Raw genomic sequence first — 13,492 nt, forward strand, 5'->3', positions numbered from 1 at the left:
GCAAGCAGGGGACTCTAGCGGTCCCCCGCGAGCGCTTTGGCCCGCACCGCCATCAGCGCCGCGAACTGCGCGTCGATCATCGTCAGGTTCGGGTCGTGTCCCGTCCGAGCCAGCGGGACCCAGGTCTTCTTCGGCGCGATGATCTCGTCGAAATAGGCCTTCGACACCTCGGGCGGCGTGACCAGGTCGGCGTTGCCTTGCAGCATCCAGACCGGCATGGCGAACCGGGTCCCCAGCTTGCGCAGGTCGATCTTCGGGCCCATGCCGTCGCCGGCCGGGCCGACGAATTCGAAGAACGAATAGTCCTCGCCGGCCGTGTAGTCGGCTTCGTAGACGGGGGTGTCGTAGCCTGGGGCGAAGGCGAACCAGCCCGTGGGCGGCGGGTCGCTGGCCAGGGCTTCGTATTTGCGGCCGATGCGGCGCAGGATCCCGAAGTTGCGAGGATTGGTCCAGGGCGGCGGGCCGATCGTCTCCAGCTTGCTCAAGGACTCCGCGTCGCCGGCGGCCTTCACCAGGGCCAGGGTCCGTGCGTAACCGGCCTGGACGTCCAGCTGGTAGTTCACCAGCTGGGCCGTGCCGACATAGGCGTGGAACAGATCGGGCTGGGCCATGGCCATGTTGACGGCGAGGGCCGAACCCCACGACCCGCCCATCAGGATCATCTTGCGCTTGCCAAGGTGGCCGGCGGCGTAGCGGGCGACCTCGACGCCGTCCTGCGTCAGGCGTGCCATGGTCAGGCGCTCGCCTTCCGCGGGCTTGCTTTCAGCATAGGTCTTGCCCGCGCCGCGCTGGTCCCACTGGACGATCGTGAAGTCGCGGGTCCAGGCGCCGAACAGGGCCTCGGCGAAGGGCGTGTTCGGATTGCCCGGGCCGCCGTGGACGATCAGCACCACGGGGTTGGCGCAGTCCTGGCCGTTGACCGTCACCCACTGGCGGATGCCGCCAATCTGGACAAAGCTGGCCTCGCCGATCGCCTGGCCTGCCTTGCAGTCCGCCTGGGCGATCCCCGGCGCAAGCAACAACACGGCCGCCGCGACAGCCCACAAACGCTTCATCACGCCCCCGGAGGAAAAGCTCTCTTCCGCCTACTTCACCCATTGGGCCAGCCAGTCGACGATCGACTGCGGCGTCATGTGGCGGGCGTCGGTGAGGGCGAAGAAGGCGCCGTCATTGACCAGCTTGCCCTTGGTGTCGACGACCAGGAAGGACGGCACGCCCTTCAGCTTGTCGACGCCGTAGCGGGCCGGGATCTGCATGTTGTGGTCGTAGCGGCCGACATTGATGGTCACGACCTCGTAGTGCTTGTCGACCCAGCGCTTGACGTCGGGCTGCTCGATGACGCCGGCGAAGACGCGGCAGTCGCCGCACCAGTTGCCGCCCAGGTCGATCAGGACCAGCTTCTTGTGGGCCTTGGCCTTCTTGAGCGCGACGGCCAGGTCGGCCTCGGCGTCGGCCTTTTCGTCATAGGGATAGGGCAGGGGCGTCGGCAGGCCGTCGATCGACTTCAGGGCGACGGTCGGGGCCTTGGCGGCGAGGGCCATGGCCGGAGCGGTGAGGGCCAGGAGGCCGGCGACGGCCAGGACGCGGAGCTTCATCGACATAAGGCTTTCAAGCGGACGTTCAGTCCTCAAAGCCTAGCTGCCGGATAGAAAAAGGGCCGCGAAGAAAACTTCGCGGCCCTTTCAGATTCGGTGATCCGCTTAAGAAGCGATCAGACCTTCGGCGGCGCCGCAGCGCCACCGGCTTGCGGGGCGGCCGGAGCGGCAGCCGCGCCAGCGGCCGGAGCGGTCGTGCCGCCCACAGCGCCAGGCGCGGCGGCGTCGGCAGCCGGAGCGCCAGCAGCGGCCGGAGCCGCGGCGGCGGCGGCCGGACGCGGCGGCGGCACCGGCAGCTTGCTGCCCAGGCTGTGCAGGTAGGCGATCATCGCGATGCGATCTTCCGGCTTCTTCAGACCCACGAAGGTCATGTTGGTGCCGGGGACGTCCTTACCGGGCGCCTTCAGGAACAGGTACAGGGCGTCGTAGTCCCACACCGGGGTCTTGCCCGAGAAGTCCTTCATCGCGCCCGAATAGTTGAAGCCCGGGTGCGCGGCTGGCTTGCGACCGACAACGTCCCACAGGCCGGGGCCGGTGGCGTTGGCGTTCGAGGCGTCCAGCTTGTGGCAAGCGGCGCACTTGGCGGCGACGGCTTCACCGGCGGCCACGTTGGCCGGGGTCAGCACGGCATTCCAGTCTGGCGGGGTGTCGACCGCGGCGGCGCCGCCGGCCGATTCTTCCTGCACGGCGATCTCGTAGCCGGCCTTCTCGACTTCATGCTTCTTGAAGACGATGTCCGACGCCTCGCGGAGACCGAAGATAACGAGGCCGGTCAGCAGCACGCCGCCAGCGATCTTGTTGAACGTCAGGTCGCTCATTTCAGCCTTGTCAGCCTCTTGTCCACCCGTCGGAAGGCGGGTCTGAAACCTGCGTACCGGAAGCCCCCCAAATGAGTCCCCAGTACGCGTCATGTTGCGCTCGCGTCTCTTACACGCTACCGCCCCTCGCGCAACCGGTTGGCAAAGATTTGAGGCCACGAAGCGTCATGAACCCCATCGTCCTGATCCCGGCGCGGATGGCGGCGACGCGTCTGCCGAACAAGCCGCTGGCCGATATCGGCGGCCTGCCGATGATCGTCCGGGTTCTGAACCAGGCTTTGGCGGCCAGGATCGGCCCGGTGGCCGTGGCGGCCGGCGATGCGGAGATCGTCGAGGCGGTGCGGGCGGCCGGCGGGACGGCGGTGCTGACCGATCCGGCCCTGCCCTCGGGCTCGGACCGCATCCTGGCGGCGCTCGCTGAGCTGGATCCCCAGTTCGAGCACGACGTGGTCATCAACCTGCAGGGCGACATGCCGTTCGTCGATCCGGCCGTGCTCAGCGACTGCGCGCGCATCCTGGAAGAGTTCGGCGACGCCGACATCGCCACCGTGGTCGCGCCCGAGGCCTCGCCCGCCGACCGGTCCAACCCCGATGTGGTCAAGGCCGTGCTGGCCATGGAGGACGACGGTCAAAGCGGCCGCGCGCTCTATTTCACCCGCTCGACGCTCTATGGCGACGCGCCGGTGTGGCGCCACATCGGCATCTACGGCTATCGCCGCGAGGCGCTGGAGGCCTTCAACGCCGCCTCGCCCTCGCCGCTGGAACAGCGCGAGAAGCTGGAACAGCTGCGCGCCCTGGAGCAGGGCATGATCATCCGCGCGGCCGTGGCCGCCGAGGCCCCGATCTCCGTCGACAATCCTTCAGACCTAGAAGCCGCACGCCAAGAAGCTGGAAAACAGGCCCAATGAGCATCCTCAAGAAGATCGCCTTCCAGGGCGAGCCCGGCGCCAACAGCCACGAGGCGTGCCGGACCTATTTCCCGGATCACGAGGCCTATCCCTGCGCGACGTTCCAGGAGGCGTTCGAGGCCATCAAGACCGGCGTGTGCGAGCTGGGCATGATCCCGATCGAGAACTCGATCGCCGGCCGGGTCGCCGACGTGCACCACCTGCTGCCGGCCTCGGGCCTGAAGATCATCGGCGAGCGCTTCAAGCCGATCCGCTTCCAGCTGATGGCCAACAAGGGCGTCAAGCTGTCGGACGTCAAGGTGGTGGCCTCGATGCCGATCGCCCTGGCCCAGTGCCGTCACAGCCTCAACAAGCTGGGCGTGGCCACCGAGGCGGCGGGCGACACCGCCGGCGCGGCCAAGGCCCTGGCCCTGAAGCCCGACCCGACGCGCGGCGCCGTCGCGCCCGCCCTGGCCGCCGAAATCTACGGCCTGGACATCCTGGCCAGCGACATCGAGGACGAGCGCCACAACACCACCCGCTTCCTGGTGATGACGGCCGACAAGGCCCCGCCGGCCCCGGACTTCACCCATCGCTGCGTGACTAGCTTCGTGTTCCGCGTCCGCAACCTGCCGGCGGCCCTGTACAAGGCCCTGGGCGGGTTCGCGACCAACGGCGTCAACATGACCAAGCTGGAAAGCTACATGGAAGGCGGCGCCTTCACGGCGACCTTCTTCTACGCCGAGGTCGACGGCCGGCCAGAGGACCGCTCGCTGGCCCTGGCCCTGGACGAGCTGAAGTTCTTCTCCGAGCGCTTCGAGATCCTGGGCGTGTACCCGGCCGATCCGTTCCGCGATCGGGGCTAGGGGTCCCGCTCCATTCTCCCTAGCGCCTGCCGTTAGGCGGGTATATGTAGGCGGAACTCTTAAAAGTAGCGCCGATCTGGCTCAACGCGTTCTGCCCGGGGGACCGGCGCGATGGCGAAGTGGACGACAACCGCGCGTTTGCTTGCGGGTATCCTGACGGCTGCCGGTTGGGGAGCGGTCGCCCTTGCCGAGCCGCCACAGCTGCAGATCAAGGCCGTGAGCAAGGATCTGGCCTATGCCTATGTGGTCCTTCCGGCCGACTATCGTCTTTCGGTGAAGTTCCCTTTGCTGGACGGACGTGTTGCGCAGGTGTCGAAGATCCTGCGGTGCGATGGCGTGGCTATGACTGGCGGGTTCTCCAGCAGAGGCTCCCGGACGAAACCGGAAGGCCTCATCATCGTGGATGGCCATCAAATCAGCCGTTTCAAGCAGCGGCCGGACGGCGGGGTTGTCGTCCTGGAGGACGGTGACGCGCGGATATTTCGCCTTCGGGATAGGGCTCAGTGGCCGGAAGGTGCGCGCAACGTCATTCAGTCCCATCCGATCCTCTTCATGGACGGAAAGCTCGACGGACTAGAGGACCCCAAGAAGGCCAATCGGGTCGCCCTGGGGCGGCTCAAGGACGGCCGGCGCTTCATGATCATGGCCTACAACCGAGACCATGGCGGCCTCTCCGCATTGTCGCTGAAGCGGTTCGCCGAAGGCGCATCGACAATGCTCGACCACAAGATCGACTGGATGATGAATTTCGACGGTGGGCCTTCGGCGTTTCTGGCGACCCCCAAGAAGTCGATCGCGCCATCCACCGGCAAGATCACCTCTTATCTTTGCGCAGAGTCTCGTCGATGACCCAGCTCGAACAAGTCCAATCCGAACCAGAGAAGTCCGAACCGGAGAAGCCCAAGGAAACCCTCGGCTCGTTGTTCCAATCGAAGATCGTCGAGGCCGTGGCCGGCGCTCTGGTGCTCGCGGTGGCGGGTTATCTGGGCGCCTTGGTGATCTCGCCTGCCGCGCTGGCCCAAAAGCTCTTCGGCCCCGATCCGGACCACTACCTGGGTGAGTGGGGCGGTATGGTGGGAGGGCGACCTGTGGTGCTGGACATCAAGGAGCAGGTCGCCGCCCAGGACGGCAGGATCTACGCGATCAAGGGAACGCTGAACTATGTCGGCTCGCCCAAGAAGATCCAGGTCGAGGGCTTGGGCGACAGCAGCTTCATTCTCTCCGGACGTGTGGACGAGGGACAGCTCAATATCGAACTGGAACGGGAAGAAACCGAGGCCGGGGCGGTGAAGGGCCGCTATGTCAGAATGTTGCCGTCCGCCGGTGTGGCGGGCGCGCGCATATGCCCGCCGGTTGAGGACATCACCAAGATGGTATCCGCCGAGCAGTGCCACGAGCTCCCCGGCAAGACGATGTTCGTCAGGTAGTTTCGGGTAGCGCAGCAACGAAGCACCGTCCTCCCCAAACGTCACTATTTGCGCGAACGTCGTTCTCTGATCTTCTCCCCGGGGTAACAACGAGAAATCCCTGGGGAGGGGACGAGAAGATGCAAGCTTCGATGATCGCGCCGGTCATGGCGCTGGTGGGCTGGTCGCTGCTGATCTGGCTGTGGATGTACGTCCAGCGGATCCCGGCGATGCAGAAGGCCGGGATCAAGCCGCAGGACGCGCGGTTTCCCGGATCGCTGGACGGGCTGCCCGACACGGCCCGCCAGGCGGCCGACAACTACAACCACCTGATGGAGCAGCCGACGATCTTCTACGCGGCGGCGCTGGCCATCCAGGTGGCGGGGCATGCCGACGGCATGGCCGTGCATTTCGCGTGGGTCTATGTCGGCGTGCGGGTGCTGCACAGCCTGCTGCAGGTCAGCGTGAACCTGGTGGCGGTGCGGTTCTTGTTGTTCGTGATTTCCACGGGCGTGCTGGCGGCGATGGTGGTGCGGGAGTTGATGCGGATTTTCTAGATCCTCCCCCGCGATGCGGGGGAGGTGGCCCAGAGGGCCGGAGGGGGCTAGCTCGGCTTTCGCAGCACTTGCCCCCTCAGTCGCTCCGCGACAGCTCCCCCGCATCGCGGGGGAGCATCTAGCGCCGCTTTGCCGCTAGTTGGCGTCTAGCCCAATGTCGAGCACCGGTGCGGAATGGGTGAGCGCCCCGACGCTGATCACGTCCACGCCCGTCTCCGCGATCGCCCGGACCGTGGTCAGGTTCACCCCACCCGACGCCTCCAGCACCGCCCGACCCTTGGCCAGGCCCACCGCCGTCCGCAGGTCCTCGAGACTGAAGTTATCCAGCATCACCACGTCCGGCCCGTGCTTCAGAGCCTCGTCCAGCTGGTTCAGGCCGTCGACCTCGACCTCGACCTTCACCAGGTGGCCGGCGTGAGCCCGCGCCCGGCGGACGGCTTCGCCGACGCCGCCGCAGGCGACGACGTGGTTGTCCTTGATCAGGATGGCGTCATCCAGGCCGAAGCGGTGATTGACCCCGCCGCCGCAGCGGACGGCGTATTTCTCCAGGGCGCGCAGGCCCGGCGTGGTCTTGCGGGTGTCGACGATGGTGGCGCCCGTACCCTCGACCAGGCGGACATAGGCCCGCGTCAGGGTGGCGATGCCCGACAGGCGGCCCAGCAGGTTCAGGCCGGTGCGCTCGGCGATCAGCACCGCGCGGGCGTTGCCCTCGGCGCGCGCCAGGACCGTGCCCGGAACGACGTCCGAGCCGTCCGGCGTCACGACTTCGAAGCTGGCGCTCGGGTCCAGGGCGGCCAGGGACAGGCGCGCGCAGGAAAGGCCGGAGACCCTGCCATCCTGCCGGCTGGCCCAGACCACCGACAGGCGGGCGTCCGGGTCGATGCAGGCCTGGCCGGTGATGTCGCCGGCGCGGCCCAGGTCCTCGGCCAGGGCCAGGTCGACGATCGGACGGACCAAGAGGTCGTCCAGCGGTTGGATGGTCATTCGGCGGCGTAACGGACGGTGGCGTCCGCATTCTCCAGGGTAACAAAGGTGCGGACCGGCTGGGCGGTCGCGGGGAAGTCGCTGCGATAGTGGCCGCCACGGCTTTCCTGGCGGGCCAGGGCGGCGTCGACGATCAGGCGGGCGGCGACCAGGGGCGGGCATGGGCCGTAGGCCGGCTCCAGGGCGTCGATCTGCGCGAGCAGGCGGGTCAGGCCCGCCTCGTCGCGGATGACGCCGGCGTCGCGGCTCATGGCCTTGCGCAGCACCTGCAAGGTGGCGTCGGGCAGGTCGGGCACGGGCTCCAGGCTGACCGGCTCGCCGCCGCTCACACCTTCGGCGGCAGCGGCATGGCCGGCGCGGGCGCCGAACACGGCCGCTTCCAGCAGGCTGTTGGAGGCCAGGCGGTTGGCGCCCTGCACGCCGGTCGAGGCGCACTCGCCGGCGGCGTACAGGCCCGGCAGGCTGGCGCGGCCGTCCAGGTCGGTGGCCACACCGCCCATGTGATAGTGCACGGCCGGCGTGACCGGGATCATCTCGCGGCGCGGATCGATGCCGGCGCTCTGGCAGGCCTCGAACACGGCCGGGAACTCGTGCGGGAAGTGCGCGCCGACCGCCGTGGTGGCGTCGAGGAAGGCGCCGCGGCCCGCCGCGCGCTCGGCATGGATAGCGCGGGCGACGACGTCGCGCGGGGCCAAGTCCTTGGCCGGGTGGTATTCGGCCATGAAGGCATGGCCATCCGTATTACGCAGGATCGAGCCCTCGCCGCGCAGGGCCTCGGTGGCCAGGGGGGCGGGGTCGCGGCCGATGTCGATCGCGGTCGGGTGGAACTGCACGAACTCCGGATCGGCGATCGTCGCGCCGGCCAGGGCGGCCAGGCCCAGGCCCTCGCCGCGCACCTGGGCGGGCGTGGTGGTGACGGCATAGAGCCCGCCGACGCCGCCGGTGGCCAGGATCACGGCCTTGGCGCGGATTTCCACGAGCGCGCCGTCGATTTCGGCCAGCACCCCGACCACGCGGCCGGTCTTGTCCTGCAGTAGGCGGCGGGCGCGGGCGGTCTCGCGGACCTCGATGGTCGGCGTCGCGCGGACGGCGGCCACGACGGCGGCCATGATCGCCGCGCCAGCCCCGTCGCCGCCGACCCGGGCGACGCGGGCCTTGGCGTGGGCGGCTTCGAGGCTGAGCACGAAGTCTCCGCTGACTTTCCGGTCGAACGGCGCGCCCAGGGCGGCCAGGTCTCGCACGGCCTGCGGGCCTTCGGTGGTGAGCAGTTCGACGGCGTTCGGATCGCAGAGGCCCGCCCCGGCGGCGATGGTGTCGGCGGCGTGCAGCGCGGGCGTGTCGTCAGCGGCCAGAGCGGCGGCCATGCCGCCTTGCGCCCAAGCGCTGGAGCAGCCGGTCGCCAGAGGCGTCGGCGACAGCACCAGGGCCTTGCCCGCCGCCAGCGCGGCGCTGAGACCGGCCAGCCCGGCCCCGAGGATCACGGGGCTGTCGAAGTTCACGCGTTCGGTCACTGAAAACGACTCCCAGGGGAGAGGGGAGATAAGAAAGGCGGCTCTAGATCAGCTCGACATCCACGTGATGCCGCGCCTTCACCAGGTCGTACCGGGCCGGCACCGCCGGCGGCGGCAGGTCGATCATCCGCTGCACGGCCAGGCGGGCACGGTCGAGGACGTCGGCGTCGACCGTCACCTCGTACTGCTCGTAGACCAGGGCGTCGTGGATGTTCTGCAGGGTGATGCGCTTCATGTGCGGGCACATGTTGCAGGGGCCGATGAACTGGGTCGCCGGGCTTTCGGCCTGGACGTTGCTGGCCATCGAGCACTCGGTGATCAGCACCACCTGCGCCGGCTTCTTGGCGGCGACATAGTCGTTCATCGCCGCGGTCGAGCCGGCGAAGTCGGCGGCTTCCAGGATCTCGGCCGGGCACTCGGGGTGGGCCAGCACTTCCGCGCCCGGCCAGGCCGCGCGCATGTCGGCGATGTCGCTGACGGTGAAGCGCTTGTGCACTTCGCAGTGACCCGCCCAGGCGATGATCTTGACGTCCGTCTGGCGGGCGACGTTGCGGGCGAGGAACTCGTCGGGGATCAGGATGACCTTGTCGGTCCCCCATTCCTTGGCGGCCCACTCGACGACTTGCACGGCGTTGGCGCTGGTGCAGCAGATGTCGGTCTCGGCCTTCACGTCGGCGGTGGTGTTGACATAGGTGACCACCGGCACGCCCGGATAGCGCTGCTTGATCAGTCGCACGTCGGCGCCCGTGATCGAGCTGGCCAGGCTGCAGCCGGCCTTGAGGTCGGGGATCAGGATCTTCTTTTCGGGGCTCAGGACCTTGCTGGTCTCGGCCATGAAGTGCACGCCGGCCTGGACGATGATCTTGGCGTCGCTCTTGGCCGCCTCTTTCGCCAGGGCCAGGCTGTCGCCCACGAAGTCGCCCACGCCATGGAAGATGTCCGGCGTCATGTAGTTGTGGGCCAGGATGGCGGCATTCTTCTCGCGCTTCAGGCGGTTGATCTCCGCGATCAGCGGGGCCTGCGCGCGCCACTCCATCGGGGTGACGTGATGCTTGACCTTGTCCCAGATCCCGCTGGTCTCCGCTTCGACTTGAGCGGTGAATTCCCCCCTGAAGGGTTTTGGGGAAGCGGCAAACCCGTCGGCCATCTGATACTCCGTTATGCTCAAAGTGAGCATTTCCAGGGCCTCAAAAAACGCCGGAGCTTGACGGAGCGTTCCGCTGGGACCCGGCGTCCTGGTTATGCTGAAAGTGAGCATAACCTACTCGTCACATATAGCGCCTGCGAAGCGGAATGCAAACCCTGGAGAATCTGAAAGCAGGGGCGCCATTTTCTGAGGCGCGGGTCCCGGGCATCGGTGCAATGGTTTAAGCGCGACAAGGCGTCGCGGCACATTAGCTTGCCAAGAACAGCGTTATCTTCGCTGGTTTTAATCCTTACAAATCGGTAATGCGGAAGAAAAATTCCGCCACAGCCGCAGGTACGCAGAAAGCTCGCGCCCCAATCATATGATGCTTTATGTACAGTAATTGCTGTACAAATAGTCGTAACTAATTCCCGTATCGAAATTCGAAAATTACGAGCAGTTCGCCGAACCCAAAGTGGCAATCTCGTCTTTGTGTATATTGTCTCGCAACTTTAGAGTATTTAAATTACCTAATTGTAATGATGTGACTTTAATGAGACAGCGGATTTACGCGTTGTTTCAGCGTCGCAATGTTCGTTGACCTAGGATCATTTCGGCCCGTAGCTCCCCGCCAGCCGGATTCAACGAGGGGTCCGACAACCGAGCATGTTCGCATGCACGCGCTAAGACGCTGGGGAGTTTAACTTGATTACGAAGTCCATCCGGGAGCGCCTGCTGGCCTCCTCCATGATCTGCGGCATGGCCGTGCTGGCCGCTGGCCAAGCCGCCGCCCAGACCGCTGCTCCGGCTCCGGCCGAAGACACGCAAGTCGAAGAAATCGTCGTCACCGGCTCGCTGTTCCGCCGGACCGACACCGAAACGCCGTCGCCGGTCACCGTGCTGACGTCGGAAAACCTGCAACGCGCGGGCATCAGCACCGCTTCGGACGCCATCCGCACGATCTCGGCCGACGGCGCCGGTTCGATCCCGACCGGCTTCCAGGGCGGCTTCAGCGCCGGCGGCTCGGCCGTCTCGCTGCGCGGCCTGGGCGTCTCCTCGACGCTGGTGCTGGTCGACGGCCTGCGCTCGACCAACTTCCCGCTGAACGACGACGGCCACAACGCCTATGTCGACCTCAACACCATTCCGTTCAGCCTGATCGACAAGATCGAAGTCCTGAAGGACGGCGCTTCGTCGTCGTACGGCGCTGACGCCATCGGCGGCGTCGTGAACCTGAAGCTGAAGAAGACCTTCGTCGGCGTGGCCGGCAGCCTGGAAGCCGGTGAAAGCGACCGCGGCGACGCCTCGCACAAGCGCGGCGACCTGACCCTGGGCTTCGGCGACTACCGCGAGAGCGGCTGGAACGTCTACATCAACGCCGAGTACCAGAAGGACGGCCGGGTCACGAACCACAGCCGTGGCTTCCCGTACAACACCCTGGACCTGACCCCGATCGGCGGCGTCGACAACAACACCGCCGACAGCAGCCTGACGGTCACCACCGGCACGCCGACCGCCGTCGTCACCCGCGTGGGCCAGACCGACCTCAACAACCCGCTGTCGGGCGCGGCCGGTTCGCCGTTCACCAACCAGTACCAGGCCCTGAACCTGAACTGCGCCAACGGCACGTTCACCGTCACCACCGGCGCCGCCCAAGGCACCAGCTGCAAGTACAACTTGCAGGACATGTACAACCAGATCCAGCCGCTGCAGAAGCGCTACGCCTTCAACGGCCGCCTGAGCGTGCGTCTGACCGACAACATCGAAGCCTACGCCACCGGCAGCTTCTCGCGTAACGAAGTCAGCATCAAAGGCCAGCCGCAGAACACCCGTCTGCGTCAGCCGTTCGGCGCCGCCGCTTCGCTGGCCTCGAACAACCCCGGCATGGTCCTGCCGGTGTGGATCTGCTCGGCGGGCGTCAACTGCTCGACCGCTTCGGATCGCGCTCTGAACCCGAACAACCCGTATGCGGCCGCCTACGCCAACGATCCGTCGAACGGCGCGGCCCGCATCTACTACGTGTTCGGCGACATCCCGTTCGCCAGCGACCGTCGCAACGACGTCATCCGCGGCACCGCGGGCCTGTCGGGCGACTTCGGCGGTGACTGGAACTGGCGCATCGAAGCCGTCGGCGCCAAGGACAACCTGCGCCTGGTCCAGCACGGCTACCTGAACATCGCCAACACGCTGAAGGCCATCAACACCGGCTCGTACAACTTCGTCGATCCGTCGAAGAACACGGCCGCTGTGCGCCAGTCGATCGCGCCGGACATCACCACGCCGTCCAGCTCGTCGCTGATGGCGCTGGACGCTTCGATCACCAAGCGTCTGTGGACCCTGCCGGGCGGCGACATGCAGCTGGCCGTCGGCGCCCAGATCCGTCGCGAGGAACTGGAAAACAACAACCAGAACGCCCGCCTGGACACCTGGACCCTGACCACCTCGTCGGCGTTCGGTAAGCACACGGTTTCGGCCGGCTACTTCGAAGTGCTGGCTCCGGTGCTCGACACCCTGGAAGTCAACCTGTCGGGTCGTTACGACCACTACTCGGAAGGCTACGGCCACTTCTCGCCCAAGATCGGCGCCAAGTTCACGCCGATCAAGCAACTGGCCTTCCGCGGCACCTACTCGAAGGGCTTCCGCGCCCCGACCTTCGCCGAAGCCAGCCCGCGCTCGCAATATGCCGGCTTCTCGAACTACACCCCGCCGGTCGCGTTCCAGAACGCTCACGGCGGCACGGTCACCGGCGGCAACAAGAACCCCTATGCCGGCCAGTACTCGATCGGCGGCGGCTACAACGGCAACCCGGACCTGAAGCCGGAAACCTCGCGTAGCTTCACCGTCGGCGCGATCTACGAGCCGACCCGTTGGCTCAGCATGACGGTCGACTACTACAACGTGAAGAAGTCGGACCTGATCGTGTCCGGTCCGCTGATGGCCGACGCTCGCGCCGCCTACTTCAGCAAGACCAACGTTGCCGACGCCTGCGCCGCCGTGGCGGCCGTGGGTCCGGGCTATTCGTGCAACGTCGTCGACGGTGTCGACCCGCTGTTCCCGACCGCCCTGCCGCGCGTGCTGATCATCAACGCGCCGTTCGTCAACGCCAACTACCAGATCACCTCGGGCGTCGACTTCGCCGCCACGGGTCGCTTCAACATCACCGACAGCCTCAAGCTGACGAGCCGTGTCGAAGTCACCCACGTGATCAAGTCGGACCTGCATGCCGCCAACGGCGTGCAGAAGTACGCTGGTACGCTGGGCCCGAACGGTCTGTCGGCCGGTAACGGCACGCCGAACTGGCGTGGCAACTGGCAGAACACCTTGTCGTTCGGCGACAAGTACACCCTGTCGGCCACCACCTACTTCGTCGGCAAGATCAAGCAGGTCGCTGCTGACGTCTACACCGACACCAGCTGCGCCAAGGGCAACCTGTACAACAACGGCGACCAGGCGATGGGCGAGAAGTTCTGCTACGTCAGCAAGTTCGTCAATGTTGACCTGAACGGCACCGCCCAGGTGACCGACCAGGTCCAGGTCTATGCCAACGTGGCCAACCTGTTCGACGAAAAGGCTCCGGTCGCTCCGGGCGCCTATACCTCGAACCCGAACTATCTGAGCGCCTTCCACTACGCCGGCCTGATCGGCCGTTCGTTCAAGCTGGGCGTCCGCTTCCAGTACTAAGACTCTCGAGCCTCACGGCGAGAGGGAAGGGCCGGTTCCGAAAGGGCCGGCCCTTTTTCTT

Annotated in this window: 12 protein-coding genes; 6 read left to right on the top strand and 6 right to left on the bottom strand. The window is 66.6% G+C overall.

The genetic code is table 11. The features are described from left to right. Positions 1-14 precede the first annotated feature (14 nt). From AC1RRR_RS16700 to AC1RRR_RS16710, 3 genes are all read right to left on the bottom strand, one after another. Positions 15-1,055, bottom strand: a complete 1,041-nt coding sequence (locus AC1RRR_RS16700; protein WP_492814810.1) for an alpha/beta fold hydrolase — start codon at positions 1,053-1,055, stop codon at positions 15-17. Between the two features lie 30 nt (positions 1,056-1,085). Next, positions 1,086-1,601: a thioredoxin family protein gene (locus AC1RRR_RS16705; protein ID WP_492814812.1), complete on the bottom strand. Its 516-nt coding sequence runs from the start codon at positions 1,599-1,601 to the stop codon at positions 1,086-1,088. 110 nt (positions 1,602-1,711) lie between these two features. Then, a complete protein-coding gene (locus AC1RRR_RS16710; protein WP_492814813.1) occupies positions 1,712-2,413 on the bottom strand; it encodes a c-type cytochrome in 702 nt (233 codons plus the stop codon). Positions 2,414-2,580: 167 nt separating this feature from the next. On the opposite strand from AC1RRR_RS16710, the gene AC1RRR_RS16715 reads away from it, so the two are divergent. The 5 genes from AC1RRR_RS16715 (at position 2,581) to AC1RRR_RS16735 (ending at position 6,129) form a co-directional block, all read left to right on the top strand. Continuing rightward, on the top strand, positions 2,581-3,321 hold the full coding sequence (locus tag AC1RRR_RS16715) for a 3-deoxy-manno-octulosonate cytidylyltransferase (RefSeq protein WP_492814815.1): 741 nt from the start codon (positions 2,581-2,583) through the stop codon (positions 3,319-3,321). Continuing rightward, positions 3,318-4,166, top strand: a complete 849-nt coding sequence (locus tag AC1RRR_RS16720) for a prephenate dehydratase (RefSeq protein WP_492814817.1) — start codon at positions 3,318-3,320, stop codon at positions 4,164-4,166. The genes AC1RRR_RS16715 and AC1RRR_RS16720 overlap by 4 nt, the downstream gene beginning before the upstream one ends. Before the next feature lie 111 nt (positions 4,167-4,277). Further along, positions 4,278-5,015 (top strand): phosphodiester glycosidase family protein, encoded by a 738-nt coding sequence (locus AC1RRR_RS16725; RefSeq protein ID WP_492814819.1) that lies wholly within the window; start codon positions 4,278-4,280, stop codon positions 5,013-5,015. Next, a complete protein-coding gene (locus tag AC1RRR_RS16730) occupies positions 5,012-5,593 on the top strand; it encodes a hypothetical protein (protein ID WP_492814822.1) in 582 nt (193 codons plus the stop codon). The genes AC1RRR_RS16725 and AC1RRR_RS16730 overlap by 4 nt, the downstream gene beginning before the upstream one ends. A gap of 119 nt (positions 5,594-5,712) precedes the next feature. Next, positions 5,713-6,129, top strand: a complete 417-nt coding sequence (locus tag AC1RRR_RS16735; RefSeq protein WP_492814824.1) for an MAPEG family protein — start codon at positions 5,713-5,715, stop codon at positions 6,127-6,129. Positions 6,130-6,264: 135 nt separating this feature from the next. Here AC1RRR_RS16735 and nadC read toward each other — a convergent pair whose 3' ends face one another. From nadC to nadA, 3 genes are read right to left on the bottom strand one after another with little or no spacing between them, the layout of a single operon-like run. Next, on the bottom strand, positions 6,265-7,113 hold the full coding sequence (nadC, locus tag AC1RRR_RS16740) for a carboxylating nicotinate-nucleotide diphosphorylase (protein ID WP_492814826.1): 849 nt from the start codon (positions 7,111-7,113) through the stop codon (positions 6,265-6,267). Further along, positions 7,110-8,624: an L-aspartate oxidase gene (locus AC1RRR_RS16745; protein ID WP_492814828.1), complete on the bottom strand. Its 1,515-nt coding sequence runs from the start codon at positions 8,622-8,624 to the stop codon at positions 7,110-7,112. Before AC1RRR_RS16745 ends, nadC begins: the two co-directional genes overlap by 4 nt. Before the next feature lie 43 nt (positions 8,625-8,667). Beyond that, complete coding sequence (gene nadA, locus AC1RRR_RS16750; protein WP_492814830.1) at positions 8,668-9,771, bottom strand: quinolinate synthase NadA; 1,104 nt, start codon at positions 9,769-9,771, stop codon at positions 8,668-8,670. 726 nt (positions 9,772-10,497) lie between these two features. Here nadA and AC1RRR_RS16755 point away from each other — a divergent pair. Beyond that, entirely contained in the window at positions 10,498-13,431 is a 2,934-nt protein-coding gene (locus AC1RRR_RS16755) for a TonB-dependent receptor plug domain-containing protein (RefSeq protein WP_492815272.1), read from the top strand. Positions 13,432-13,492: the final 61 nt, after the last annotated feature.

This window comes from Caulobacter sp. GW821-FHT12D05 (assembly GCF_058807295.1).

Coding starts and splice junctions, on each gene's coding strand:
- AC1RRR_RS16700 (WP_492814810.1), bottom strand. CDS start 1,055: ATGAAGCGTTTGTGGGCTGTCGCGGCGGCCGTGTTGTTGCTTGCGCCG.
- AC1RRR_RS16705 (WP_492814812.1), bottom strand. CDS start 1,601: ATGTCGATGAAGCTCCGCGTCCTGGCCGTCGCCGGCCTCCTGGCCCTC.
- AC1RRR_RS16710 (WP_492814813.1), bottom strand. CDS start 2,413: ATGAGCGACCTGACGTTCAACAAGATCGCTGGCGGCGTGCTGCTGACC.
- AC1RRR_RS16715 (WP_492814815.1), top strand. CDS start 2,581: ATGAACCCCATCGTCCTGATCCCGGCGCGGATGGCGGCGACGCGTCTG.
- AC1RRR_RS16720 (WP_492814817.1), top strand. CDS start 3,318: ATGAGCATCCTCAAGAAGATCGCCTTCCAGGGCGAGCCCGGCGCCAAC.
- AC1RRR_RS16725 (WP_492814819.1), top strand. CDS start 4,278: ATGGCGAAGTGGACGACAACCGCGCGTTTGCTTGCGGGTATCCTGACG.
- AC1RRR_RS16730 (WP_492814822.1), top strand. CDS start 5,012: ATGACCCAGCTCGAACAAGTCCAATCCGAACCAGAGAAGTCCGAACCG.
- AC1RRR_RS16735 (WP_492814824.1), top strand. CDS start 5,713: ATGCAAGCTTCGATGATCGCGCCGGTCATGGCGCTGGTGGGCTGGTCG.
- nadC (WP_492814826.1), bottom strand. CDS start 7,113: ATGACCATCCAACCGCTGGACGACCTCTTGGTCCGTCCGATCGTCGAC.
- nadA (WP_492814830.1), bottom strand. CDS start 9,771: ATGGCCGACGGGTTTGCCGCTTCCCCAAAACCCTTCAGGGGGGAATTC.
- AC1RRR_RS16755 (WP_492815272.1), top strand. CDS start 10,498: ATGATCTGCGGCATGGCCGTGCTGGCCGCTGGCCAAGCCGCCGCCCAG.